At 31.8% G+C, this 26,192-nt stretch carries 28 protein-coding genes; 17 read left to right on the plus strand and 11 right to left on the minus strand.

The window, feature by feature from the left end; translation table 11 throughout:
* Window positions 1-14 precede the first annotated feature (14 nt).
* From V1T75_RS07360 to tsaB, 6 genes are all read left to right on the plus strand, one after another.
* Window positions 15-353 carry a cytochrome C oxidase subunit IV family protein gene (locus V1T75_RS07360; protein WP_099215117.1) on the plus strand — a complete coding sequence of 113 codons (339 nt, stop codon included), beginning with the start codon at window positions 15-17 and terminating at the stop codon, window positions 351-353.
* 66 nt (window positions 354-419) lie between these two features.
* Window positions 420-1,067, plus strand: coding sequence for a hypothetical protein (locus tag V1T75_RS07365; RefSeq protein ID WP_330487899.1), 648 nt, complete (start codon window positions 420-422; stop codon window positions 1,065-1,067).
* A gap of 11 nt (window positions 1,068-1,078) precedes the next feature.
* The gene (locus tag V1T75_RS07370) at window positions 1,079-1,726 is read left to right on the plus strand and encodes an SCO family protein (RefSeq protein ID WP_330487900.1); all 648 of its coding nucleotides are present in this window, start codon (window positions 1,079-1,081) and stop codon (window positions 1,724-1,726) included.
* 1 nt (window position 1,727) lies between these two features.
* Window positions 1,728-2,252 (plus strand): DUF420 domain-containing protein, encoded by a 525-nt coding sequence (locus V1T75_RS07375; RefSeq protein WP_330487901.1) that lies wholly within the window; start codon window positions 1,728-1,730, stop codon window positions 2,250-2,252.
* 400 nt (window positions 2,253-2,652) lie between these two features.
* Window positions 2,653-3,984 carry a TolC family protein gene (locus V1T75_RS07385; RefSeq protein WP_330487903.1) on the plus strand — a complete coding sequence of 444 codons (1,332 nt, stop codon included), beginning with the start codon at window positions 2,653-2,655 and terminating at the stop codon, window positions 3,982-3,984.
* A 97-nt stretch (window positions 3,985-4,081) separates the two neighbouring features.
* Window positions 4,082-4,756, plus strand: a complete 675-nt coding sequence (tsaB, locus tag V1T75_RS07390; protein ID WP_330487904.1) for a tRNA (adenosine(37)-N6)-threonylcarbamoyltransferase complex dimerization subunit type 1 TsaB — start codon at window positions 4,082-4,084, stop codon at window positions 4,754-4,756.
* Here the strand turns inward: tsaB and V1T75_RS07395 are convergent.
* The 3 genes from V1T75_RS07395 to V1T75_RS07405 form a co-directional block, all read right to left on the minus strand.
* Window positions 4,753-5,559 (minus strand): mechanosensitive ion channel family protein, encoded by an 807-nt coding sequence (locus V1T75_RS07395; RefSeq protein ID WP_330487905.1) that lies wholly within the window; start codon window positions 5,557-5,559, stop codon window positions 4,753-4,755. The two genes, tsaB and V1T75_RS07395, sit on opposite strands and share 4 nt — an antisense overlap.
* A 55-nt stretch (window positions 5,560-5,614) precedes the next feature.
* Window positions 5,615-5,971: a DUF1304 domain-containing protein gene (locus V1T75_RS07400; protein ID WP_330487906.1), complete on the minus strand. Its 357-nt coding sequence runs from the start codon at window positions 5,969-5,971 to the stop codon at window positions 5,615-5,617.
* A gap of 71 nt (window positions 5,972-6,042) precedes the next feature.
* Window positions 6,043-6,243 (minus strand): dodecin family protein, encoded by a 201-nt coding sequence (locus tag V1T75_RS07405; protein ID WP_330487907.1) that lies wholly within the window; start codon window positions 6,241-6,243, stop codon window positions 6,043-6,045.
* Window positions 6,244-6,415: 172 nt separating this feature from the next.
* On the opposite strand from V1T75_RS07405, the gene V1T75_RS07410 reads away from it, so the two are divergent.
* Window positions 6,416-6,763, plus strand: coding sequence for a toxin-antitoxin system YwqK family antitoxin (locus tag V1T75_RS07410; RefSeq protein ID WP_330487908.1), 348 nt, complete (start codon window positions 6,416-6,418; stop codon window positions 6,761-6,763).
* A 56-nt stretch (window positions 6,764-6,819) separates the two neighbouring features.
* Here V1T75_RS07410 and V1T75_RS07415 read toward each other — a convergent pair whose 3' ends face one another.
* Both V1T75_RS07415 and purN read right to left on the minus strand, forming a co-directional pair.
* Entirely contained in the window at window positions 6,820-7,458 is a 639-nt protein-coding gene (locus V1T75_RS07415; protein WP_330487909.1) for a ribonuclease H family protein, read from the minus strand.
* The gene (gene purN / locus V1T75_RS07420; RefSeq protein WP_330487910.1) at window positions 7,451-8,020 is read right to left on the minus strand and encodes a phosphoribosylglycinamide formyltransferase; all 570 of its coding nucleotides are present in this window, start codon (window positions 8,018-8,020) and stop codon (window positions 7,451-7,453) included. Before purN ends, V1T75_RS07415 begins: the two co-directional genes overlap by 8 nt.
* 180 nt (window positions 8,021-8,200) lie before the next feature.
* Between purN and V1T75_RS07425 the strand changes: the two genes are divergently transcribed.
* The 5 genes from V1T75_RS07425 (at window position 8,201) to pyk (ending at window position 12,425) form a co-directional block, all read left to right on the plus strand.
* Window positions 8,201-8,437 (plus strand): acyl carrier protein, encoded by a 237-nt coding sequence (locus V1T75_RS07425; protein WP_028891431.1) that lies wholly within the window; start codon window positions 8,201-8,203, stop codon window positions 8,435-8,437.
* A 6-nt stretch (window positions 8,438-8,443) separates the two neighbouring features.
* Complete coding sequence (fabF, locus tag V1T75_RS07430) at window positions 8,444-9,694, plus strand: beta-ketoacyl-ACP synthase II (RefSeq protein ID WP_330487911.1); 1,251 nt, start codon at window positions 8,444-8,446, stop codon at window positions 9,692-9,694.
* 6 nt (window positions 9,695-9,700) lie between these two features.
* Entirely contained in the window at window positions 9,701-10,438 is a 738-nt protein-coding gene (gene rnc, locus V1T75_RS07435; RefSeq protein WP_330487912.1) for a ribonuclease III, read from the plus strand.
* Between the two features lie 84 nt (window positions 10,439-10,522).
* Complete coding sequence (locus tag V1T75_RS07440; protein ID WP_330487913.1) at window positions 10,523-10,993, plus strand: IPExxxVDY family protein; 471 nt, start codon at window positions 10,523-10,525, stop codon at window positions 10,991-10,993.
* Between the two features lie 4 nt (window positions 10,994-10,997).
* On the plus strand, window positions 10,998-12,425 hold the full coding sequence (gene pyk / locus V1T75_RS07445) for a pyruvate kinase (RefSeq protein WP_330487914.1): 1,428 nt from the start codon (window positions 10,998-11,000) through the stop codon (window positions 12,423-12,425).
* 55 nt (window positions 12,426-12,480) lie between these two features.
* Here the strand turns inward: pyk and V1T75_RS07450 are convergent, their stop codons facing one another.
* Window positions 12,481-14,781 (minus strand): M20/M25/M40 family metallo-hydrolase, encoded by a 2,301-nt coding sequence (locus V1T75_RS07450; protein WP_330487915.1) that lies wholly within the window; start codon window positions 14,779-14,781, stop codon window positions 12,481-12,483.
* Between the two features lie 101 nt (window positions 14,782-14,882).
* Here V1T75_RS07450 and V1T75_RS07455 point away from each other — a divergent pair, with 101 nt between their 5' ends.
* Window positions 14,883-15,350: a CBS domain-containing protein gene (locus V1T75_RS07455; protein ID WP_330487916.1), complete on the plus strand. Its 468-nt coding sequence runs from the start codon at window positions 14,883-14,885 to the stop codon at window positions 15,348-15,350.
* Here the strand turns inward: V1T75_RS07455 and V1T75_RS07460 are convergent, their stop codons facing one another.
* Together V1T75_RS07460 and V1T75_RS07465 are read right to left on the minus strand one after the other, a co-directional pair.
* The gene (locus tag V1T75_RS07460; RefSeq protein WP_330487917.1) at window positions 15,351-15,701 is read right to left on the minus strand and encodes a hypothetical protein; all 351 of its coding nucleotides are present in this window, start codon (window positions 15,699-15,701) and stop codon (window positions 15,351-15,353) included. It abuts the gene before it with no gap.
* A complete protein-coding gene (locus V1T75_RS07465) occupies window positions 15,691-16,233 on the minus strand; it encodes a GNAT family N-acetyltransferase (RefSeq protein ID WP_330487918.1) in 543 nt (180 codons plus the stop codon). Before V1T75_RS07465 ends, V1T75_RS07460 begins: the two co-directional genes overlap by 11 nt.
* Window positions 16,234-16,404: 171 nt before the next feature.
* Here V1T75_RS07465 and V1T75_RS07470 point away from each other — a divergent pair, with 171 nt between their 5' ends.
* The 3 genes from V1T75_RS07470 (at window position 16,405) to V1T75_RS07480 (ending at window position 20,520) form a co-directional block, all read left to right on the plus strand.
* On the plus strand, window positions 16,405-16,740 hold the full coding sequence (locus tag V1T75_RS07470; RefSeq protein WP_330487919.1) for a single-stranded DNA-binding protein: 336 nt from the start codon (window positions 16,405-16,407) through the stop codon (window positions 16,738-16,740).
* A gap of 159 nt (window positions 16,741-16,899) precedes the next feature.
* Window positions 16,900-17,643: an energy transducer TonB gene (locus V1T75_RS07475; protein WP_330487920.1), complete on the plus strand. Its 744-nt coding sequence runs from the start codon at window positions 16,900-16,902 to the stop codon at window positions 17,641-17,643.
* Window positions 17,644-17,682: 39 nt separating this feature from the next.
* On the plus strand, window positions 17,683-20,520 hold the full coding sequence (locus V1T75_RS07480; protein WP_330487921.1) for a TonB-dependent receptor domain-containing protein: 2,838 nt from the start codon (window positions 17,683-17,685) through the stop codon (window positions 20,518-20,520).
* A gap of 123 nt (window positions 20,521-20,643) precedes the next feature.
* Here the strand turns inward: V1T75_RS07480 and V1T75_RS07485 are convergent, their stop codons facing one another.
* The 3 genes from V1T75_RS07485 to V1T75_RS07495 all read right to left on the minus strand — a co-directional run bounded on the left by V1T75_RS07485 (window position 20,644) and on the right by V1T75_RS07495 (window position 24,609).
* Complete coding sequence (locus V1T75_RS07485) at window positions 20,644-23,049, minus strand: TonB-dependent receptor (protein WP_330487922.1); 2,406 nt, start codon at window positions 23,047-23,049, stop codon at window positions 20,644-20,646.
* Window positions 23,050-23,134: 85 nt separating this feature from the next.
* Complete coding sequence (locus tag V1T75_RS07490; RefSeq protein ID WP_330487923.1) at window positions 23,135-24,037, minus strand: FecR family protein; 903 nt, start codon at window positions 24,035-24,037, stop codon at window positions 23,135-23,137.
* A 53-nt stretch (window positions 24,038-24,090) separates the two neighbouring features.
* On the minus strand, window positions 24,091-24,609 hold the full coding sequence (locus V1T75_RS07495; RefSeq protein ID WP_330487924.1) for an RNA polymerase sigma factor: 519 nt from the start codon (window positions 24,607-24,609) through the stop codon (window positions 24,091-24,093).
* 128 nt (window positions 24,610-24,737) lie between these two features.
* On the opposite strand from V1T75_RS07495, the gene V1T75_RS07500 reads away from it, so the two are divergent.
* On the plus strand, window positions 24,738-26,132 hold the full coding sequence (locus tag V1T75_RS07500; RefSeq protein ID WP_330487925.1) for a hypothetical protein: 1,395 nt from the start codon (window positions 24,738-24,740) through the stop codon (window positions 26,130-26,132).
* The last annotated feature ends 60 nt before the right edge of the window (window positions 26,133-26,192 follow it).

Genomic DNA, 26,192 nt, shown 5'->3' on the forward strand with positions numbered 1-26,192 from the left:
AAACAAGAGTAAAAATGGGTCACGCACACGAATCAAATACAAAAAGAATTTGGATTGTTTTAGCAATCTTAACAATAGTAACAACAGTAGAGGTAGCTTTAGGTATTGTAAAACCAGCAGGTTTACATTTACACGGATGGGGTACTAGTTGGTTAAACTGGATATTCATTATCTTAACAATTGTAAAAGCATACTACATTGCATGGGCTTTTATGCACTTAGAAGGAGAAAAACCTTGGTTTAGACGTGCTATCGTTTGGACAGCTGTCTTTCTAATATGTTACTTAGTAACCTTAGTATTAATAGAAGGTGGTTACTTATACGATACATTAGCACCATTAGTAAAATGGTAATCATATAAAATAAAAATTAAAGGTGGTGTCATAACCACCTTTTTTTATACTTAAATTTATAATAAAATGGATAAAACAAAAAGAAATATAGTATTGTTTGCACTGTTCATCGTGCCATTATTGTTTTATATATTTTTATCATTAGGAATCAATAACTTTGCAAAGTTACCTGTACTAACAGAAAATGTAATTGATATTTCTTCAATAAGTAAAAAACACCAGTTTGATAAAAGAATATCAATAGTTGCCTTTATAGGAAGTAATGTAGAAGAGGCAAAAGGAGAATTGTTTAACCTTAATGAAAAGATTTACAAACCATTTTATGGATTTAAAGATTTCCAGTTAATCGTTATTGCTTCCAACGAAGCCAAAGAAGACGTAGAAAAACTTCAGAAAGAAATAGGAGCTTTTACAAACATGATAAAATGGAACTTTATTTATGCTAGTGAAGCTGAAATTGAAGTATTGTACGATAGTTTTAAAACAAATCAGTCATTAGATAAAAACTTACATTCTTCAAAGGCTTTTATAATTGATAAAAAGGGGAGTTTAAGAGGAAGAACAGATGATGAGGACAGTGCAGGAGGTAAGTTGTTTGGCTATCATATGAAGTCTGTAGCTGAACTAAATAATAAAATGAAAGATGATGTTAAAGTAGTACTGGCAGAGTATCGTTTGGCATTAAAAAAGAACAACGCAGATAGAGAAATTTAAGGAAAACTCAGATGAAAAAACAAAATTATTCATACGTAGGTATTTCACTAATCGTATTGCTTTTTGGTATTTATGCAATCCCTAAAATTGTAGCTCACTTCCAAACAGCTAACTTGCATAAATTCAATAAAGTGCCAGACTTTGAATTTATCAATCAAGACGGTGAAACAATCACTAATAAAAACTACGAAGGAAAAGTGTATGTAGTTGAGTTCTTTTTTGCCACTTGCCCTACTATCTGCCCTTTAATGAATGCACAAATGGTAGAAATTCAAAATGAATTTATGGGGAATCCGAATTTCGGGATAGCATCCTTTTCAATTACGCCTGAAATTGATACACCACACCAATTGAAAGAATATGCAAAGAATAATGGGATAAACCATAAAAACTGGCATTTATTAACAGGGAAGTCAGAGGATGTTGTATATGATTTGTCGAATGAAGGTTTCAAGCTATATGCTGGTAAAGGAGAAGCTAGCCATGGTGGTTTTGAGCATTCTGGTTTGTTTGCATTGGTAGATAAAGATGGATACATTCGTTCACGTTATGATGAACATGGTAATCCAATTATGTACTACAGAGCCTTGGATGAGCATAATTTTGGAAACCAAATTAGTGAGTTAAAAGAAGATATTAAGTTATTACTGAAAGAGTAAGATGAGTACAGCAGAAGAAAAAAAGTATAAAAAGTTTATTACCGTAATTTCTATCGTAATTCCTATTGCAGTAGCTGCTTTATTTGGAATTAAAATACCTAATGTAGAACCATTGTCTTTTTTACCGCCTATTTATGCTAGTATAAATGGTTTTACGGCTGTGTTGCTAGTTGCTTCGGTAGTAGCAATTAAAAATGGAAAAAGAAAATTGCATGAACAGCTAAATACCACAGCTATTGTTTGTTCTGCGTTGTTTTTGGTGATGTACGTGGCATATCACATGACTTCAGATTCTACTAAATTTGGAGGAGAAGGGATAATTAAATATGTATACTTTTTTATTTTAATAACTCATATATTATTATCAATTATCATTATCCCATTTGTCTTAATAACCTTTATGAGAGCTCGTTTGGGGAATTTTCCTGAACATAAAAAAATTGCAAAAATTACATTTCCCTTATGGTTATATGTAGCGGTTACAGGAGTAGTTGTTTATTTAATGATATCACCTTATTATGTTTAAAAAAATTATATTTTTTATATTTCTAGTATTTTCCCTTAATGCTTCTGCACAATGTGCAATGTGTAAGGCTGTCGTTGAAGGAGGTAATGAAACGATCGCTGAGGGAGTAAATAATGGAATTACTTACTTAATGGTGTTTCCATATATATTAGTCGGACTTTTATTTTACTTTATTTACCGTCACAAAAAGAAAGCAAAAAACTAGTATTTCAAAATCAAGAATATTTTTTGTAACATTTCTCAGTTTTAATCGTCATATAGTCGCAGTAAAAAATAACTTACCGTATTTATACGGTAGGATACAGAATTGTTTGCTAGTTTTTCTAATTAACAGAAAAGCAATATATTTCTACTTTTAGAAATATCAACTAACTGAGTTTAAATAAAAAATATTGATCTTTTGAAAACTAAAATTGCATTATTTGCAGCTATTTTTACTTCTGTAGCTGTTTTTTCACAAAAACAATGGACACTTAAAGAGTGTGTAGATTACGCCTTAAAAAACAACATATCAGTTAAGCAAAATCGCTTAAGCGTTCAGTTAGCTGAAAAGGACGTTGAAATATCTAAAGGAAATTTTTTACCTGATTTAAACGCTTCTTCAAGTGCTGGTTTTAGTTCTGGTTTATCACCAGATCAAACAGGAGTTTTAAAGAATACACAAAATTTTAATTCTTCATTCAGTCTGTCAAGTAGAGGAACTATTTTTAACGGTTTCAGAAATCTTAACCAAAAAAAACAGGCAGAATTGAGTGTTAAAGGAAGTGAGTTGGATTTAGCAAAAATAGAAAATGACATTTCTTTAAATGTAGTAAATGAATACTTAAATGTATTGTTTGCTAAAGAAAATTTAGAGGTTGCAACAGTCCAAGCAGAGATTAGTAAAAAGCAAATAGAAAGAGCTAGAGCTCAGTTTGAAGGAGGGGTAATACCAAAAGGAGACTTATTAAATGTGGAGTCTACTGCTGCGAATGATGTTCAAAGTGTAGTGTTACAAGAAAATACTTTGAGCATAGCCTTACTAAGGTTAAGTCAATTATTGCAAATACCTTCTAAAGATTTTGATGTAGCTGATATTGAAGTAGGCTCACCTTCAGCAGCATTATTATATGATAACTCAGATATAGTATATGAAAAAGCATTAACTGCTTGGCCAGATATAGAAAGAGCAAAGTTAGATGTAAGCAACGCTGACTTAAATATTAAGCTAGAAAAAGGAGCTTACTTACCCAACTTGTCTTATTCTATAGGAGCAAGTAGTTCTTATTTTCACCAGTTTAATAACCTATTTCCAGGCCAAACTAATGAGTACTTTTTTAAGCAAACAAAAGATAGAATTAGATATAATATAGGTTTATCACTTAATATTCCAATTTTTAATCGTTTTCAAACAAAAAATAGGGTTACTAAATCTGTAATAAATAAAGAGGTTTCTGAACTTGCTTTAGAAAATCAAAAATTACAATTACAACAAGAAATAGAAAGTGCTTTTTTAGATGCAAAAGCAGCTGCTAAAACCTATGAAGCAGCACAAGTGTCATTAGAGGCTCAAAAAGAAGCTTTTAAAAATGCCCAAGTTAGCTACGACTATGGGTCGATGACTCAATTTGATTTTGATCAAGTACGTAACCGATTGGTGAATGCGGAAGGAGCAATAATTAGAGCAAAATATGATTATGTGTTTAAAACGAAAGTATTGAAATTTTACTACGGAGAGTCAATCGTAGAATAATTTAGAAAGATATATTTATTGTTGGAAGAGCCTTGTTAGAATTTTACTAATGAGGTTTTTCTTTATAATGTATCTTTGCCAAAAATAAATTTCAGATTTGGCAACAATCTTACATATAGAAACTGCAACTAAAAACTGTTCGGTTAGTGTAGCAGCTAAAGGAGAGCTTTTAGCAATACAAGAGTTAAATGATGGAAACTATTCACATGCTGAGAAACTACACCTATTTATTCAGCAGGTAATACAGGAAGCAAAGCTTTCTTTTAATGATATTGATGCTGTGGCAGTAAGTAAGGGGCCGGGTTCTTATACAGGATTGCGCATTGGAGTTTCAGCAGCTAAGGGGCTGTGTTTTGCTTTTGATAAACCTTTAATAGCTATAGAAACCTTGCAATCTTTGGCTCATAAAGTTTCTATGGAAGAAGGAGTAATTATTCCGATGTTAGATGCTCGACGTATGGAAGTATATGCAGCTGTATATAATTCTAAACACGAACGAGTAAGAGATATAAAAGCTGAAATTATAGACGAAAATTCTTTTCAAGAGTACTTGTTAAAAGGAAAAGTATATTTCTTAGGGGATGGAGCAGAAAAGTGCAAAGAAGTTATTACGCACGAAAATGCAGTTTTTATTGATGGAGAGTTTCCTTCTGCGAAAGAAATGGTTCAGTTAAGTTTTGATAAGTACAAAAAAAACGACATCGAAGATGTCGCTTATTTTGAACCTTTTTATTTAAAAGATTTTGTGGTTACGCCTGAAAAAAAACGTTAACTCTCTTTGTGGATTTCAACAGAGTGAGGGTAAGGAATTTCTATTCCCGCTTTATCTAAGGCAATTTTAGTATTTTCTGTTATGTCAAAGTAAACAGCCCAATAATCTTCTGTTTTAGACCAAGGTCTTACAGCAAAATTCACAGAACTATCTGCTAATTCAGACACATTTACTGTCGGAGCAGGATCTTTTAATACCTTGGGGTGCGAAGTGATAACATTCATTAATACTTCTTTAGTTTGCTTAATGTCTGCGTCGTAAGAAACACCAAAAGTTAAATCCACTCTACGAGTCCCTTCCGAAGAATAATTTATAATATTTCCATTCGATAAAGATCCGTTAGGGATGATTATTTCTTTATTAGATAATCCTATGAGTTTGGTGGTAAAGATTTCAATCTCTTTTACAACCCCAATTTCTCCCTGAGCTTCGATTAAATCACCAACTTTAAACGGTTTAAAAAGCATAATTAAAACACCTCCAGCAAAATTACCTAAAGAGCCTTGTAAAGCTAAACCAACAGCCAAACCTGCTGAAGCTAAAATAGCCGCAAAAGAAGTGGTTTCAACACCTAATTTTGCTATTACAGTAATAATTAAAAGAATTTTTAATGACCAGTTTAATAAGTTAGCTAGGAATTTTTGCAATGTAATATCTACCTCTCTTTTAGACATTACTTTTTTTGCTGCTCTAAGAATTAAGTTGATAAGGTAAGAACCTACAATGTAAATAATAATAGCAACAATCGCTTTAGGAGCATACATTACTATGAGGTCCTGAAATTTTTCTAAATACTTTTCCATTTTTTATGGTAAATTTTAGTTGTTAATAAATGATTTTAGTTAGTAGTGGTTAATCTTATAGCATTAGACTAATTATTCCTGCGAAAGCAGGAATAGACTGGATGACAAAAATACGAGGTTTTTTTGTAGAATAAGAACCATAAAGACCAGCAATAAAAACACAGCTCAAAAAAAACAGACCTACATCGGTTTTTTGTGATGCAATAGACCAAATTAGACCAGCTGCTAGAAAACCGTTGTATAAGCCTTGATTAGCAGCCAATACTTTTGTTTCTTCTGCAAAATCTTTTGATTTTAAACCAAAAGTTTTTATTCCCTTGGGGTGGGTCCATAGTAGCATTTCTAGTACAAGAATATATAAATGAATTATAGCTACCAAGGTTAAGAGAATGTATTGTACAATATTCATCATAAATTAAAAGATAAATGTGGTTTAGATAATTGTCAAAACCGCATATAGTAAATAATTTGTTTAGGTTAAGGTTATTTTACTTCAAAAGTTACCTTTAGATTTACTCTAAATTCAGTTATTTCATCATCATTCACAACTACACTTTGCGATTGTACAAAAGCAGATTTAATACCTTTTACCGATTTCGAAGCTTGTTTAATGGCTTTTCTGGTAGCATCTTCCCAGTTTTCTTCTGAGTTTGCTAAAATTTCAATAACTTTCATTACTGCCATAATAATAATTTTAAGATTAATTTATGTAAATGTAAGATTTTTTACAGTCTTTTCAACTTGATAATCAAGTGTTAAAACATCTAATGTTAATTTAATGTTATGTAAATGTTTCAAATATGTAAAATTTTTGTATATTTGTGTTAACAGGTATTAACTTTAAAAGATTTAGATTATGAAAAAATTAGTATTAGCAGCTTGTATGTTGTCGGTATCATTTATACAAGCTCAAGATGTAGAGCCAAAATATGAAGTTGAAGGTGATTTAGTAAAAGCCACTTATTTTTATGAGAATGGTACTATTAAAGAACAAGGTTTTTTCAAAAATAAAAAGTTAACAGGTACTTGGACTTCTTTTGATAAGAAAGGAAATAAGGTGGCTATTGGTCATTATGAAGCAGGAAAAAAAGTAGGTAAATGGTTTATGTGGAAAGAAGATGGATTGAAAGAAATCGATTTTAAAGATAATGCCATAGCAAGTGTACAAACTTGGAAAGAAGAAACCAAAATGGCAGTGAAATAAGTTAATATTTTGCAGAATAAGAGAATTAGACCGAGTATTTGAATATGCTCGGTTTTTTATTTTCTTCCAAAATCAGCAGGAATTTCTCCCCATGCTTTGGTTTCCCACTTCAATAAAGGATTTGTAAAAGTGTTTTGTTGTAACCAGTTTTCAGCACGTTTAATTAAGTCTAAAACCTCTTTATTAGAACTGTCAAATGTAATATTGGTTCTACACTGCTTTTTTTTAACCCAACTCATAGCAATTTTAGAATCAGAATAAATAGGATAAGAATCCATTTTTTTAGTTTTTAACAGGGCAATTCCATGGACGAGAGCTAAGAACTCACCAATATTATTAGTACCGTTTTTAAATGGCCCCATTTTAAATATTTCTTTCTTGTTATGGGTCAACACCCCCCTATATTCCATTAAGCCAGGGTTTCCTGCACAAGCAGCGTCAACAGAAATACTTTCTAAAATAGGAGAACCGTAGGTAGCTTTTTCTTCTGGAGAAAGTGTTGTTTTTTTAGTGTCTTTTCCCTTGTAGTCGTTATAGCTCTTCTTTATTGCTAACTCAGCTTCTTTTTTATCGGCAAAAGCTTTGTATTGTGCTCCAGTAAAGCCATCAATTTGCTTTTTACAAGCGTCCCATGAAGAAAAGACCCCTGTTTTTTTTCCTTTCCAAACTACGTAGTATTTTTTCTTTTTACCCATTTTGTAAAATAAGCTCTTCTATAATTTTTGGGAAGTGTTTATATTCCAACACGTGAACTTTTTGAGCGATAGTTTCCGGAGTATCATCCGTAGAAACAACCGTTTTAGCTTGGAAAATAATAGCGCCTTCATCGTAATTTTCGTTTACGTAGTGAATGGTAATGCCAGTTTCAGTTTCATTATTTTCTTTTACAGCATTGTGTACATTCATTCCATACATTCCTTTTCCTCCATACTTTGGTAATAAAGCAGGGTGTATATTTATTATCTTATTAGGGAAAGCGTCTACAATTTTAGAAGGAATACGCCATAAAAACCCTGCTAATACAATAATGTCAGCTTCTGCAAGTAAAAAATTTAATACCGTATCTTCTTTATGAAAGCTTTCTTTATCAAATAACGATGCGTCAACATTTAGTTTCTCACAACGATCAAAAACTTTGGCATGCTGGTTGTTAGAAAGCACATGAGTAACAATCGCAGTTTTAGAAGAGTTGAAGTATTTTATGATGTTTTCGGCATTAGAACCAGAACCAGAAGCAAAAATAACGATGCGTTTCATGTTAAAATTTAGTTGTTTTGTTACTACAAAAAAAAGAATAATTATTAACAATGGTGGTGTTTGTAGCAAAATATTCAGGTATTTTTTTTATTTTAGACATCACATTTTTGAGCAAAAGTTAGAATTAATAACTAAGATTTGTATTTTTGCCTCGATTTTAAATTTTAAAACAAACAAATTATGTCAGACATTGCATCAAGAGTAAAAGCAATTATCGTAGACAAATTAGGAGTAGACGATAACGAAGTAACTAACGAAGCAAGCTTCACAAACGATTTAGGAGCAGATTCTTTAGATACAGTTGAGTTAATCATGGAATTCGAAAAAGAATTTGATATTCAAATTCCAGATGATCAAGCAGAAAACATTGGTACTGTAGGTCAAGCGATTAGCTATATTGAAGACGCAAAAAAATAAGATTATATGCAATTAAAACGAGTTGTAGTAACTGGACTTGGCGCATTAACGCCAATAGGAAACAATAAAGAAGAGTATTGGAATAGCTTGGTTAACGGAGTTAGCGGAGCAGCACCTATAACGTATTTTGATGCTGCCAAGTTCAAAACTCGTTTCGCATGTGAGCTTAAAGGTTTCAACGCGACCGATTTTATAAATAGAAAAGAGGCGCGTAAAATGGATAGATTTACGCAGTACGCAATGGTTGCTTCAGACGAAGCAATTGCCGATGCTAAGTTAAACCTAGATGAAGTTAACAAGTTAAGAGTTGGCGTTATTTGGGGAGCGGGTATTGGAGGTTTAGAAACATTTCAAGATGAAGTGTTAAACTATGCGAAAGGTGATGGTACTCCAAAATTTAACCCATTCTTTATCCCAAAAATGATTGCAGATATTGCTCCTGGAAATATTTCTATTAAAAATGGATTTATGGGGCCAAACTATACTACGGTATCTGCTTGTGCATCATCAGCAAATGCTATGATTGATGCGTTAAACTATATTCGACTAGGCCACTGCGACGTAGTTGTAACAGGTGGTAGTGAAGCTGCTGTTACAATTGCTGGAATGGGTGGTTTTAATGCTATGCATGCTTTATCTACAAGAAATGAAAGTCCAGAAACAGCTTCAAGACCTTTTGATGCTGAACGCGATGGTTTCGTTTTAGGAGAAGGAGCTGGTGCCATAGTTTTAGAAGAATATGAACATGCAAAAGCTCGTGGAGCTAAAATTTATGCAGAAGTTATTGGTGGAGGATTGTCTTCAGATGCTCACCACATGACAGCACCACATCCGGAAGGAATAGGTGTAATTGCAGTAATGAAAAACTGTCTTGAAAACGCTGGAATAAAACCAGAAGACGTAGACCATATCAACACTCACGGTACTTCAACCCCTTTAGGAGATGTTGCAGAATTAAAAGCAATCTCTGAGGTGTTTGGAGATCATGCTAAAAACATTAATATCAACTCAACAAAGTCTATGACAGGACATTTGTTAGGTGCTGCTGGTGCTATTGAAGCAATTGCTTCGTTATTAGCAATGGAGCACGGTATTGTTCCCCCAACAATTAATCACACTAACGTTGATGAAAACATCAACCCAGAGTTAAACTTAACGTTAAACAAAGCTCAAAAAAGAGAGATTAAAGTTGCAATGAGCAATACATTTGGTTTTGGTGGTCATAATGCTTGTGTTGCCTTTAAAAAACTAGATTAACCTTTTATGAATTTTCTTCGTAGAATTGTTAAACCCCAAAACAAAGCGGATGAAAACTTCTACTACGAATTAAAAGAACTGCTTAATTTTAAACCAATTAAGTTATCGTATTACAAAAAAGCATTTACGCACAGATCTTTAAAATTAGTAGATAGTAATGGACATCCTATAAACTACGAACGTTTAGAGTTTTTAGGAGATGCCATTTTAGGTACAGTAATAGCTTCTTACTTGTTTAAAAAAGTACCGGAAGGAGATGAAGGATATTTAACTCAAATGCGATCTAAAATCGTAAGCAGAGAACATTTGAACAATCTAGGGAAAGATTTAGAGTTAATTAGATTTGTAAAAAGTAATATTTCTAAAGAGCACGTTAGCAATAATATTCACGGAAATATTTTTGAAGCGCTTATAGGGGCAATTTATCTAGATAGAGGATACAATTACTGTCATCAATTTATTTATGAACAAGTAATAATGCCTTATGTAGATATAGAGCGATTAGAAGGTAAAATATCTAGTTATAAAGGTTTTGTAATTGAATGGTGCCAAAAGCAAAAGAAAAAGTATAAATTCGAGTCTTACGAAGATTCAGGGAATCAAAATAAGAAGCACTTCAGTGTACGTGTTAGTATCGATGGTAATATTATAGCTAAAGGAAGAGCAACATCAAAGAAAAAAGCAGAAGAAATCGCTGCAAAAAGGGTGTATTTTGCCATGCAAAACCAAATGCTTAAATCTTAACACGTAAACAAAAAACGTTTTCGTAAAATTTACATAGTATTTTCTATACATTCATTAATTTAGCAAAAACAAATAATTGTTTTTATGCCAATTTATGAGGTGAACATAAATGAATTTTCTAACGATAATTATATATTGATTGGAATTCATACTACTTTAAACGAGTATAAATTAGCATATTTATTAAACCAATATTTACAAATTAAGTTTAATAGGGCAGGTTACGATTTAGATTTTGTTAAAAAAGGAAATCTATCATCTTACACGGTATACGAGTATACTAATGTTAAATTATGTCAAGATTGGTTTTTAATAGCAAATGCTTATAAGTCAACTCTTGAAGCAGAATCAATAAGTCTTTTTAATCAAAGTGATTCAATAACGCGGTTGATACCAGAAAAGAAAAAAGTTGACTTTTTTTTAAAGTTAGAAGGAGATTTTGATTACGACTCAATTGTAAAAATTATTGAAGTTATTAAACAAATACCTCAAATAATAACCTCTTATCAAATAGAGGTAAACTCATTAAAATCGAAAGATTTTTTAATTTTTTAATTATATGCCACATAACAAGAAAACAAAAATTGTAGCGACATTAGGTCCAGCAACAAACACAAAAGAAATTTTAGCAGATATGGCTGCAGCTGGTGTAAATGTTTTTAGAATTAATTTTTCACATGCCGACTATGAAGTAGTAAAAGAACGTGTACGTCAAATACGCGAGATAAATGAAGAAAGAGGTTATAATGTAGCCATCTTAGCCGATTTACAAGGGCCAAAACTTAGAGTTGGTGTAATGCAGGAAGGAGTAGAATTAAAAGCAGGCGATACCTTTACTTTTACGACAGAAAAGTGTGAAGGAACACAAGAAAAAGCATACATGACCTACCAACGTTTTCCAAAAGATGTAAAGGTAGGGGAGAAAATTTTAGTTGATGATGGTAAGCTATTGTTTGAAGTAACTGCTACAGACAAAGAAAGTGAAGTTATAACCAAAGTAGTTGTTGGAGGAGCACTGAAATCGAAAAAAGGAGTGAACCTTCCAAATACGAAAATTTCATTACCAGCTTTAACAGAAAAGGATAAAAAAGATGTAGTTTTTGCTTTAGAACAAGAGGTAGACTGGATTGCTCTTTCGTTTGTAAGAACACCAGAAGACTTACGTATTTTACGTGACATCATTAAACAAAAATCTCGTTACAGGGTTCCAGTAATAGCAAAAATAGAAAAGCCTGAAGCTGTTGAAAATATTGATGCTTTAATTCCGTACTGTGATGGATTAATGGTCGCCCGTGGAGATTTAGGGGTAGAGGTACCTATGCAAGATGTACCTTTAATTCAAAAAAGCTTAGTTCGCAGAGCGAAACTAGCCAGAATACCAGTTATTATTGCTACACAAATGATGGAAACTATGATTGAAAACTCTGTGCCAACAAGAGCAGAGGTAAATGATGTAGCAAATTCTATTATGGATGGAGCAGATGCTGTAATGCTATCAGGTGAAACTTCAGTAGGAAAACATCCTGTTAGAGTTATTCAAAAAATGACTGAAATTATTGGTAGTGTTGAGTTTTCAGACTTAATTGAAGTTCCGCAAGAACCGCCTCATATTCGTACGAAAAGATTTATTACAAAATCGGTATGTCATCATGCAGCATTAATGGCAGATGATATCAATGCAGCAGCAATATCAACCTTAACTAATAGTGGGTATACAGCTTTTCAAATTTCAGCTTGGAGACCAAAATCACACGTATTGGCATTTTCATCTGAGAAAAGAATCTTAGGAAAGTTAAATCTTCTGTGGGGTGTTAGAGCTTATTTTTATGATAGAGAATTAAGTACTGATGATACGATTGAAGATATTAACGAAATAGCTAAAGAAAAAGGCTATGTAAAAACTGGAGATTTTATAATTAACCTTTCTTCAATGCCAGTGAAAGCAAAAGGAATGGTGAATACGTTACGTGTTTCTCATATTGACTAAATAAAGGCAATAAAATATAAAAAAGCTCAACTTTTAAGTTGAGCTTTTTTATATTTTATAGTTTAAGCTTTCGAGTACAAATAATCGCATCGTTAACCACAAAAGGCATTGGCATCATTATTTCACTTCTAGGTCGTATAGTAAACTTAGGATGCGATAATAAATCGTTTGATATTTCATTAATTACAATATCAGGCTCGGTGTTTTTATCAATTGTAAAAGAAATAGTCAAGTCTTTATCAGTATTTGCCATTTGATAAATTAACAAGGTTCCTTTATCGGCTGTAAAAGCTTCTCCTTTATCATATAAAGTTCCGTTTACAGTAAAATTAGTTAACTCTATTTGAGTGTTTGTATACAACTCGTATTTATCAATGTTACGAGTAGGAGTGATTGTAAATGAGACATTTCGTTGGTTATTAACAACGGTATCTTGATGAATCTTGATGTTAGAAATACGAATGTCTTTATTTTCAGCTTTTTGGTAATAGTTAAAAGAAGTGTTGTATTTACTTTTTCCAGCCATTAAATCAGCTCCACCTTGTTTAGACTCGTCGTTAAAATATTGTTTTGTATATCCATCTAATGTTTTATTATGACTTGCCCAATAGGAGGTATTAGTATCAGAATTTTGAATAAAAACTAAGCTATTAGGTTTTTTCTTTTCAATTGAAAAACCACTATTAAACGTTGCATACCCAAAGAATAATAACGCAAGAAAACCAGTCAACGTTTGCCATCCGTTTTTAGTTTTTTCCTGATAAAAAACAGGAAGCATCAATCCGAAAATAAACACCAGAAGTATGGCAGAAATAAATACTGTTTTTAAACCTAGCGCTACAGGAAATAATTGAACCATAGGAGCAATCATATACACTGTTGGAATAGATATAATTGCAAATAGTGTAGCTCTAGATGCTTTATTAATATTCATGAAGAGTAAGATTGCTAAAATCAATAAAGAAGCAAAAACAGGAATAATAAAGAAGCCAGCTCCTGGTAAATTCATGTAAATTATAACATTTATAACCAATCCAAAAGTTATAGGAGCGACTAGTACATCGATGGCTTTGGCTTCTTTTAGTTTATTGTATACTTTAAAAAGAATCCAAAGGTTTAAAAGAACAAAAGCAATAATATATTGATATCCATTATAGGTAAAACCATGAAGCATGTCGGTATATTGTGGATGGATAATTAACAATAATTGCCACAGTCCGTATGAAATAGCGATGCACAATACTAAAGATACCATATAAGGAATAAAGCCTTTTAAGATACCTACAATTGTCATCTTCTTCTTATATATACCAACTGCAACCAGTGCTATAAATAACAAAAAGGCAATGATAAGCATTGGCAGTACCCAAGAAAACGGATATGTTAGCAACTTAGTAAAAGGAAAATTAACATAAATATAATCAGTGTCACTGTTTAAGTTCGTTAAATCAGCATCCGCAAAATAGTTTAACGAAGTGGTAAAATAGTCTGCTTGATGTAATAATGTTTCTCTATTCAATCTTTCGTAGGAATCTTGTTCGGTGTGATAGTCAAAATGATCATCAATAAAGGCAAAATTAAATCCGTTAATATCTCCTTTTTCTCTAAAAACAGTTAAATCCGTATCGTTAGGAAGTTTTTTATATACACCGTACATTAAAGAGTTAGCAGCTGGATAATTAGGGTTTGCATTTAAAAACTCAGTTAATAATGTTTTGTTTTTCCCGTTAGTCTCCATCAACATGTAACTAGAACCACCACTACCGCGAGCTTCAAAATTGAGAACTAAGCCAACATCTTTTGCCCAAGGATGCTTTTCAACAAAAGCCTGTGCACCCAAAAGACCTAACTCTTCAGCATCCGAAAAAAGTATGATAATATCGTTTTTAGGCGTCTTATTTGCGGCTAGGTAAGCTCGTATACCTTCTAAAATAGTTACGACACCAGAACCTGCGTCACTTGCACCTAGTGATGAATGAGGATTAGAATCGTAGTGGGTTAAAAGCAGTAAAGCTTTGCCGTTTTCAGTGCCCTTAATTTTAGCAATAATATTTTCTGTAGTGGTTGCTGCTCTCCACTTTTTATTAATAGCAGTTTGATATTGAATTTCAGGTTCTAAATTTAGTTTTTGTAACTCTTGAACTAGGTATTCTTGTACTTTTTTATGTTCTTTAGATCCAGTATGATGTGGTTTTTGAGAGATGTTTTTTAAATGATATAGTGCATTATCAATTGAAAATTCAGTAGCACTAATTTCTTTTTTTGAAGAGGTTACACTTGGAAGTATATCGTTAAAGCTCCAGTAAACAGTTAAAATAATGATGAGAACTGCAAGGTAATTTCTTGATGATTTCATAGTTGGATTTTAGTACTTATAAAAGTAAGTAATTTATTTTTTAAGAGGGGGTAATTGTAATCGGTTAAAAATCAGTATATTTAAGAGTAAAATTTAAGATTATGGCAATTAAAAGTTTTCAAGGAAAGAGGACGAATACACCTCAAGAAGAGAATGTACCAATTTTGGTGTCTGATTATATGACCAAAAAATTAATAACATTTAGAGAAGAACAACCTATTGAAGATGCGATAGATATACTTATTAAGCATAAAATATCAGGCGGACCTGTTGTTAATGAAAAAAATGAATTAATAGGAATTATTTCAGAAGGTGATTGTATAAAACAAATATCGGAAAGTAGGTATTACAACCTACCAATTAGTAAGAACAATACGGTTGGAAAAGCCATGGTTAGAGAAGTTGAAACAATTGATGGTAATATGAATATTTTAGATGCAGCTAATAAATTTTTAAAATCACGTAGAAGACGTTTTCCTATCGTTCTAAATGGTAAGTTAGCGGGGCAAATTAGTCAAAAAGATGTGCTTATTGCTGCCATGAAATTAAAAGGGAATACGTGGAAATAACTAATCTTGCTTTACCAATAAATAAATTTCGTTTTCCAACTCTAAATATCCTTGGTCATACACATAAAAATAGGTACTACCTGCTTTTGTGGTGTAAAGTGATGTAACAAATTTGAAGTCAAAACCTCTATCAAATAACTTCCGACGAGTTACTTTAGTTTTACCAGAAGTATTCAACTCAGAAAGAATTTTATAATTCTTTCGTAACCGGTTGTTTGTGTTTCTAATTAGGTTTTTACTCTCCTTGTTAACTTTGTTATTATATGCATTTCTACAGTAATCAGAACAAAACTTTTTATCAACCCTACCAATAACTTTATCTCCACATTCTAAGCACTTCTTATCGTTCATAGTCTAATTTTTTAAGTTCGTACCAGTTAACATCAATTCCCTTATAATCAAATTCATTTACAAAGAAAAGTCCTATTTTTTGTAGAATTTTGTTAGAACCAATATTTTCTACATCAGCTGCGCCGTATATAATATCATAATTCATTTTTTTAAAACCAAAGTCTAAACAAGCAAAAGCAGATTCTGAAGCATAACCTTTACCCCAAAAACGCGGAATAAAACGATAACCAATATCAATAAAATTAGTAAAACCATTTAATGCTTCTTTTTCTCCTTCATTACGTTTCAATCCAGACCAACCAATAAAGTCACCAGAAGCTTTTTCTATACAAGCAAACCTACCAATACCCCTCTCTTTATACTGTTCTTGTATAAAAGCGATACCATCTTCAGCTTGTTTGTGCGTCGTAATAGGATTGTTCCCTAAATATTTATGGACCTCAGGGTTAGAATCTAACTCGAACATACCTTCCAAATCACTTGCTTGGAGTTCTCTTAAAATTAAACGCTCGGTTTCTAAATAAAATTTCATGCTGTAAGTATTTGATTTCAAATATATTAAAAAATAATTAAACGATTACATTCAATTACAAACGAAAACAACTGATTACTAACCGGTTTTAATTTGCTTGCTGTTTCATCTTTGCACTGTCAATTCGATTGAATGACAAGTCTTAACTGTTTAACATTAAAAGTAAATATTATGAACGCACTAAAAAACAGAGTACAGTTAATTGGTAATTTAGGCGATATGCCAGAAATCATCATTTTAGAGAGTGGAAAAAAACTAGCAAAGTTTGCCATTGCAACCAATGAAACGTACAAAAATGCCCAAGGTGAAAAAGTGACAGATACACAATGGCATAATGTAGTTGTTTGGAATAAAACAGCAGAAATTGTTGAAAAATACTTAGAAAAAGGAAAAGAAGTAATGATCGAAGGGAGGTTGACTTCTCGTTCTTTTGACGATAAAGAAGGTAACAAACGTTATATAACAGAAGTAATTTGTAACGAATTACTAATGTTAGGCAACAAATAAGTGGGAATTTAGCTAAGAAAAAGATTTGAAAAAGAACGAGTTAATGCATTAACTCGTTCTTTTTCAATAATTATTTTCTATATGTTAAAAATTTTATAAATTCGCGCCACCAAACTTTTAACTTCAAACTAATTTACTAGATAATTAAATCATATGTATATGAAAAATAATTTCTTTCTAGTAGTATTTTTATTTTGCTCTTTTAATTTCTATGCTCAGCAGGAAGTATGTGAATCTCCTGATGATTCTGTGATGGATGTTAATAGTATAACAAAATGTACTATTGAGCCTGTAAAGAACTCAAAGAAGAAAGCTGATAGACAAATCAAAGTTAAAATTTCAGCAAGTAAAAGGTATCTTAAAAAAAGAGCTGTTACAAAGCAAAAAGCTCAAGCTATAAGCTCAGTTAGTACTTTAAATGTTAGTGATGTTTCTGCTTCAGAAGAAGTAACAATAGAAAAAACAGAGGCGGTAAAAGAGATAGGCTATAAAGATAATTTAACAAGAATAACTGAAAAGTTATCGAAAGAAGAATTGTCTAAAGCACAAAAGCTTTATTATGTTGAAAGAGTACCCTCTTTTGACAAGTGTAAAAACGCAAAGAAAAAAGAAAGGCTTGACTGTTTTAACATAGAAATGGTTAAGCATATTAATAAACATTTCCGCTACCCTGGCGAAGCAGTAAGAAATCATATTGAAGGAGAAGTATGGATTCGATTTATAATCGATAGGGATGGTTATGTAACAAATATTAAAACCCTTGGTCCTGATGGAGGAGAAATCCTTAATGAAGAAGCCAAAAGAGTAGTATCTAAGCTACCACGCTTTGAACCAGGTAAAAATAAAGGAAAGCGAGTACCTGTAAAGTATGGTTTTCCAATAAACTTTTCATTAGAAGAATAAAAATCAATTAAATTTAAAATGTTACAAAAACAATTAGTAATGATTGTTTTTACCTTGGCTGCTATAACAAGTTATGCACAGGTAAAAATATCAGGTTCTGTATACGATGAATATTTAGAACCGTTTTACAATGCAAAAATTACAAGTGGTGAAAATTTTGCGGTTTCGGATGAAGAAGGAAACTTCACAATCGTTTTATCAAGTAATACCTTGCCTCAAACATTAATAGTTTCTGCTTTTGGTTTTAAAACAGAAGAAGTACCCGTTATATCTTTTGAAAAAAAGGTAAATGTAGTCTTAAAAGAAAATTTGTTGTTAGATCAAGTAATTATTTCTGCCTCAAGAGTTCCAGAAAGAATTATAGAATCACCAGTAACTGTTGAGAGATTAGGACTTGCAGATATAAGAAAAAACACTTCTAATTCTTTTTATGATGGACTCACAAATTTAAAAGGAATTAACTCTAGAGAAGGGAGCTATGGGTTCAAATCAATAAATACAAGAGGTTTTGCCGATTTTGCAAATACGCGTTTTGTTCAAATGATTGATGGAATGGATACAGCTGCTCAGGCGTTAAGTTATAGTACAGGGAATTTTTCTGGAGTTTCTGAATTAGACATTCAAAGCGTTGAAATTTTACCAGGAGCATCTTCTGCTTTATATGGAGCCAATGCTTACAATGGAATCATGCTTATGAATACCAAAAACCCTTTTGATTACACAGGGATCACGACTATGTTTAAAAGCGGTTATACGAGTCAAGAAGCAGGAGGAAATAATCCTTTTTATGATGTGGCAGTAAGAATGGGGTACAAATTTAATGATGCTTTTGCTGCGAAAGTTAACTTTTCGTACTATGAAGCTGAAGAATGGCATGCCAATGATTTAAGAAATAAAGAGGTTGATACCAATGAATTAATAGATGGAACAATAAATTCAACTGTTAATTATAATGGAGTGAATACCTACGGAGATGAGAGTTTCCGAGACTTAAATTTTTATGATAGCGATAATATTGCTTGGGGTACTCTTTTAAGAAGAACAGGGTATACAGAAGCTGAGCTTGTTAGAAATAATTTTAAATCGAAAAATGCTAGGTTTTCAGGATCTTTATATTTCAGACCTTTTAAAGATGAGTCTTTAGAAATTCAGTTGACTTCAAGATTATCATTACGAGATAACCTTTTTCAAGGAACAAGTAGGTTAGCTCAACGTGGTTACTTCATTGGGCAACATAAATTAGAAGTCAAAGGAGATGATTTTTATGTAAGAGGGTATTATACAGGAAATAATTCTGGAAACTCTTACGATTTAACAAGAACAGGAAGCGCTTTAAATGAAGCTGTAAAATCGATGGGAGTTTATGCAGATGAATTTTACGATCAAAGATATGTACAAGGAAAATCATTGGAAGAGGCAAGAGCATACGCTGATAGAGATAGATTAGCGTATGGAACCAATGGGTTCGCTAGAGAGTTTACCAGAATAACAAGCACATTAATTTCTGATGGAGGAAGTAAGCTTTATGAAAAAAGTTCTTACACTCATTTAGATGGTAATTATAACTTTAAAAGATTATTAAACGAATGGGCTGATGTACAAGTGGGAGCTTCTTATCGTGAATATAATCCAAGATCTAAAGGAACACTATTTAATGATAAAAAAGAAAAGGTTAGTATAGAAGAGTATGGGATGTATACACAAATTCAAAAGAAATTTTTTGAAGAAAGACTAAAACTAACAGGATCTATTCGTTACGATAAATCTGATAATTTTGAAGGAAATTACTCTCCAAGATTAGCGGTGAATTACGCTTTAGGAGAAGAGAAAAACCATGTTTTAAGAGCGTCGTACCAAACAGGTTTCCGTAATCCAAGTATCCAAGAGCAGTATATGTTTTTTGATTCTCAAGTAAAAACTACTGTTGGAGCAATTGGAGATAACTTAAGACGTATAGCTTATCCTGATAGCTATTTTATAAGATGGGACGACCAATTAAGTAATTATGTTTATGATACTAGAACAGTAACAGGAGATGAAATTCTTAATAACTCGCTGTTAACCAGAAGTGTTTATTACGATCAAGCAACATATAACGGAGCTACCTACATAGAATCTCAGTATGATGAGTTGGTACCTGAAGTAGTAAAAACAATAGAGTTAGGGTATCGAAGTATGTTCCGTTTAAATAATGAAACAAATGTAGATGTAGATATAAATGCTTTTTATAGTACACATGACAACTTCGTGTTTTATCAAGATGTAACAGTACCTAATGCAGGAAAAGTATACCCTTACGGAAATAGAAAAGCTACAGAAGCGGAATTAGAAGAGCCACAAAATAAGTATGGATTTGTTAGAGATGGTGTCGTTATATTAGATGAAGAGGCTAATCAAGCGTTTAGTGCAGGTTTAGTAAGAGACTTTACAATAACAACCAATAGTAATTCACAGGTAGAGTCATACGGTTTTGGTTTTGGTATGCATACAAAACTATTTAGCAATTTTGATTTTGGACTTAACTATAACTTTATTGATTTTACATACGAAGACAAGGATTATGGTTTATTTGAACCTAATTTTAACACCCCAAAACATACTGTAAAGGCACAGTTTGGGAATGAAAATCTGTTTAATAATTTTGGTTTTGGAGTGAGTGCAAGATGGCAAGATAAGTATAGATGGGTTTCAAACTTTGTAAAGGGAGATATTGCTGAAAGAACAGTAATTGATGCACAATTAAACTATAGAATTCCATCAATTAAATCTCGAATTAAGATTGGAGGAACAAACTTATTTGGAAAAGAATACTACGTAGCTCCTGGATCTGGAAAAATAGGTCAGTTATATTATATCTCTTGGATAATTAATAACTAAAAAACAATTTATTAAAGCTTAAAAAAGCAGTATCAACCTAAGGTTGATACTGCTTTTTAATTACGGATTGTTTTGTTGTTGGTAGTTTAAGGCATGATATAAGAGAGGGCAGAAAAGAATTAATTAAAAATTTAGTTTCAATAAAAAGTTAGGCGTTGTACCTAATGAATAACGAGCATACTTATTAGCGTTGTTATGTTCTATTCTGTAATAATTATTAATAGTGTTTTTGGTGTTCAATAAGTTCCATACAGAAACACCTATATTTACACTTATATCATCAGTTAGTTGTTTTTTGTAAAGAGCAGAAGCATCTGCTCTTAAATAATTTTTAAGTCTACTATTATTGGCAGTACCATAATTAATTTCATCATTAACAATTTCATTACCCAAAACAGGTTGAGAAGTTGGTTTTCCAGAGGTGTAATTTAGTCCCAGTGACATGTTAAATAATTTATTTGAATATGTGCCCCCTATGGTAGCAGCGTGGGTAATATCAAAATTACTCGAAAATTGTTTTTCTACTAAATTATCAAAAGAGTAAGTATTTTGAATAAACGAATAACTTAACCAAGTACTTAGGTTTTTGAAGTTTTTTCGCAATAAAAAATCAATACCAAAAGCATTGTAGCTTCCTTTGTTTTTACTGAATTCATATTTGGTGGTAAAACTTTGGCTTTGTGTGGTAATACCATCCACCTTTTTGTAGTATCCTGTAGCATCTATAAGCCATTGTTTCTTTTTATAGGTGAACCCTATAGAGGCTTGTTTGCTTTTTAATATAGGAATACTATCATTGTCAGATGCTTGCCACCTGCGCTTTTCAACACCAAGAAAGTCATTTTGGAAATGAATAACTTGAGATACGTTTTGATGCTTGAACTCTCCTAAAATTTCCAAAGAAAAAGTATTGCTTATTTTTTTATAAATGCTTAATCGAGGTTCAATAAGTATTTGGTTAAATTTTTTAATATAGTTTACACGTACCCCAGGTTTTATCGTAATATTACTATATGAATTATGGTATTGTGTTTGTCCAAAAATAGCATGCTCTCTTATAACATTAGAGAATAATCTTAAATATCTAGGATTGTCAACATCGTTACGATTGGTTATTTGTGTTTCAACAAAATTATAACCACCACTGTATTTCCAGTTATTTTTGGTGTAGGCAGCTTCTAGTTTTATATTCGTTTCTGAAACGATGTTTTCTTGAAAAAAACGTTGGTTATCTAAAATATTTGCATTGGTAGCTTGTAAGTTATAATCTGTTTCATAAAGTTGTATGATGGTACTAAATTTAGGGGTCCATTTTCGACGATAATGAATACCACCAGCAATACTTTGTTGTGACAAACTACTTTGTTTAGTTTCTGTTGAGTTATGTACAATAGCAGTTTCATCAAAAGTTAAGTTATTATCAATTAAAATAAAGTTTACCCGAATAATATCTTTGTTGGTTGGGGTGTACAACCATCGTAAAGAAGTATCGTAAAAATTAAAATCTTGATTAGAATTGGTAACGTTTTTGTCATTGTTTTCTATTTCGGTACTTTGGGTAACACGTTTAAAGTAATTTTGGTAGGTAGGGGTTTTAATCCAATCGTCAATAGATCTTCGAGCAGCAATTTGTAGTGAAGATTTTCTTCCTAAAGGAATATCAGCAAAAATGTTGGCATTGATAAAATTCAAACTCAAACTTCCAGTAAAATCTGTTTGTAATTCATTGTTGGTTTTCATATGAATGGTTCCTGAAACCCCATTAGAGTAAGAAGCATCAGTACCATTATTAATTACGGTTGCAGTTTGTGTGATTTTTGGATTGAAGCTTGAAATTAATCCAAAAAAATGTCCAGTTTGATACATTTTTATGCCATCCCATAAAATAAGGTTTTGATCGTGTGACCCCCCTCTAATTGTAATGTTTGAAACGGTTTCATCTACACTTTGAATACCTGGTAAAGCTTGTACCGTTTGTAGTACATCTGTTTCAATTAATCCAGGGAGCAGTGTGAATTTTGTAAAATCGATTGTTGTGCTACCATTAATAGTTTTATCAATACCTTTTACCAAATATCCATTAATGCTGATGTTAGAAATTAATTCCTGATACTCAGTTAAATAAAGGTTTTTGCAGTTTGTAGAAGCCAATTCGCTAGCTAACTGAGTCATTGTATGATAACCGATAAAACGAATGTTTATTTTTTCTGAACTGCTTTTAACTTTGAGTTTAAAAAAGCCTTCATTATTAGTTATGGCATGGCTTTTTTTTGTAGTTATGGTTGCTCCAATCAAAGGAGTTTTTGTGGTAATGTCTTTGATATAACCACAAATTACTAAGGGAGAAGATATGCCAATTATTTGCGTGTCTATATGAGTAAATACAAAACCAGTTTGGACTTCTAGTGTTTTAAGTTTTTCATTTAAGTTAAGCTTATTAGAAACAGGGTATGTATAGGTGTTTTTAATTAAATTGCTATTGTAGTTAAATTGAACATTGTGAGTAAAAGCAATTTGTTGTAAAACCACTTTAAGCGGTGTTTTTTCATCTATTTTCTGGGCCTGTATACTTGAGAGCCAAAGACACCAGAAGAATGTAAATAAAATGTAAAACTTACTGTTGTTCATCCCATATAATTACTCGTTGCTCATTTTTAATTTCGTACGATAAATTAAACGGATGAGTGATAGATTTTAGGGCTTTGTCAAGATTATTATTGGTAAAAGCACCAGTAAATTTTAGAGTACTATTATGTATGTTAAGTTGTATCTTAATGTTGTATTGTTGTTCAAGTTCAACAACAACATCAGTAAATAATGCGTTTTCAAAAGCACTCATGTTTTTTAACCACTTGGGTTGGGATAAAACGGTATGGGTGTTTTGTTCAATGCCTTTTATAATACTCAACTCTTTTCCAGCAGGGAGTGTTGTAATTTTATCATCATAACTCACTTGGACCAATCCTTCATAACATGAAACTTTCAAAATACTATCTCTGTCTAGTACATTAAATTCAGTACCTAAAACACTCACAACTCCATTTTTAGTTATTACATCGAAACGCATTCCTTTTTCAACATCAAAAAAGGCTTCACCCTTAAGGTGCAAACTTCGTCGCTTTTTCCATGTGCTCGCATTGTATTCAAGGTGAGAAAATTCATTGAGTCTTACTAAAGAATTATCTGGAAGTGTAAAGGCTTTGCTCTCGGCATATCGAGTACTAAAAACGGTTACGTCATCAGTATTCAAAAAATAAAACATTCCTAAACCTATAATAAATACTGCGGCAATTTTAGAGAGAATCGAAAACCAATTTGTTGAGGTTGTTTTTGAAGATAAACGCTTGTTTAAGCTCTCGAAAGAAGGGATAGAAATATGCTTGTCAGCTTTAAAACGTTGACCTTCTTGAATAATTTCCTCAAGAAACTTGGCTTCTTCCAGAGCGTCAAAAGCTGCTTGTTCTTTATCGGTTAACTCGTTGTGTAACCATTTTTGTATTAAATCATCCTTCTTCATGACTGATTGTCTATATTAATAAAACACCTTAGTAGGTAAATATCCCAAAATTTTTATTTCAAATCATCTAATTGATTTTTTAATTTTTTAAACGCCGAATAAATTCTATGTTCAGCAACTTTTTTTGTAATGCCTAATATTTCTCCAACTTCTTTGTGTGTTTTACCTTCTATTTTATTCAACATAAAAGCCACACGTTCCTCTTCTTTGAGGTTTGATAAAGCTTTTTCATATCGCTGTAAAAATTCTTTTTTACGAAGCATAAATTCAGGAGATTCATTTGTGTAATCTTTGGGCTTTATCTCTTGGTGCTTAAAAACAACTCTTTGATGCTTCACAGCGTTTAACATTAAATTATTAGCAACGGTATAAAGAAAGGACTTAGCTTTTTCAGGAATTATTTTTTCACAATTTTCCCATAACTTAATAAAAGCATCCTGAACTTTATCGGTAGGGTTTAAAGCACTTCCGTACTTGTAGTATAAAAAAGCACCCAGCTCTTGAGCATGTTTTTTATACAATAAAGAAAATTTCTTTTCACCACAAATGTTATGATATAGGGATTTAGACAAACTAAAATAAGGTTTTAAGAGGGAGAAAGGTATAAAAAATATTTTTTTATTGGGATATTGTAAAAGTTAGTTGTTTTATATGAAAGGAGCAATAAATCGAACTAAAACAAATAAATAACCCAGAAATTATGAAATTTTTTAAAACATCCTTGTTGCTATTTAGTACATTACTAATATTGTTTTCGTGTAGAACGGAAGAGATTCAAATTATTGATCCCCCAATAGAAAATGAACTTGCTGCAAATTCGACAGTAGCTAAATTGATGAAAAATACTGTTGCAAAAGATGGTTCTAAAGACAATATTATTGATAAGGCTAGTTGTTTGAGTGTTAAATTACCAGTAACCGTTACCGTAAATTCAAAAGAAATAACAGTAAATGATGAAGATGGCTATGAAGAAATTGAAGATATTTTTGATTTGTTTGACAACGATGTAGATGCTATTGTTATTTCGTATCCTATAGAAGTTATACTAAGTGATTATACGGTTAAAACAGTAAATTCTGATGAAGAATTACAGCGTTTAGCAGAAAATTGTACAGGAGAAAATGAAGCTGACGATGATATTGAGTGCTTAGATTTTTATTACCCACTTAAAGCATCAGTATTTAATGCTAATTTAGAGTTAATACTCACCATTACCATTGAAGATGATGAACAAATGCATAAGCTGATTGAAGACTTAGAAGACTACTCAGCAGTAACAATAGAGTTTCCTTTTAAAGTAATATTAAATGGAGATACCTATGTGTATATTAATAATATGCAAGAGTTAGAAGAAGCGCTAGAAGCAGCAAAAAATAGTTGTGATGAAGATGATGATAATGACTATAACGATGATGATTGTGATAAATGTAGTACAGAAGGAATTAAAAAAATATTTGCAAATTGTAATGAATGGAGTGTAGAAAAATTATACTTAAATGAAGAGTATCTTACGGAAGAGTTTAAAATGTTTACATTTTCATTTAGAGAAAACGGGTCAATAAAAATAGATAATAACGGAGATATTTCAGAAGGAATATGGGAAATAACAGGAGAAGGGAATGAGATGAGTTTTTCAATCAATATACCGGATTATCCAGCTTTTAACGGAACGTGGTATTTACACGAAGTTAAAGAAGATTCAGGGGAAGTAAGTGTGCATTTATTACTTGAAGGAAACCACCTTCGCTTTAAAAGTCAATGCTCTACTGTAAAAGATGGATTGAATGCTATTCTATTAGCAGAAGGTAGCATTTGGGCTGTTGAAAGCTATAAAAATACCGGAGAAGATGAAACAGCAGTTTTTGCCGATTATCAAATTTATTTTTATTCAGAGAATGTAGTTAAAGCAAAAAAGGACGGAGCTGTAATAGAAGGTGTTTGGGAGTCGTTAAATGATGGGAGTATGCTAGCTTTAAACTTTTCAGACGAACCTGTAAATGCATTTAATAAAGAGTGGGAAGTTGCTGTAATGTCTGAAACAGAAGTAGTTTTAGAAGCGAATGATAAAAGGTTAGTTATAAAACGTATCAACTAAAGGAAGTGCCAAATTTATATTCCTTTTATTGATTTTGATTGGGAAAAACCAGCTAGAGTA

The sequence above is a fragment of the Tenacibaculum sp. FZY0031 genome (assembly GCF_036350695.1).
Classification (GTDB): Bacteria; Bacteroidota; Bacteroidia; order Flavobacteriales; family Flavobacteriaceae; genus Polaribacter.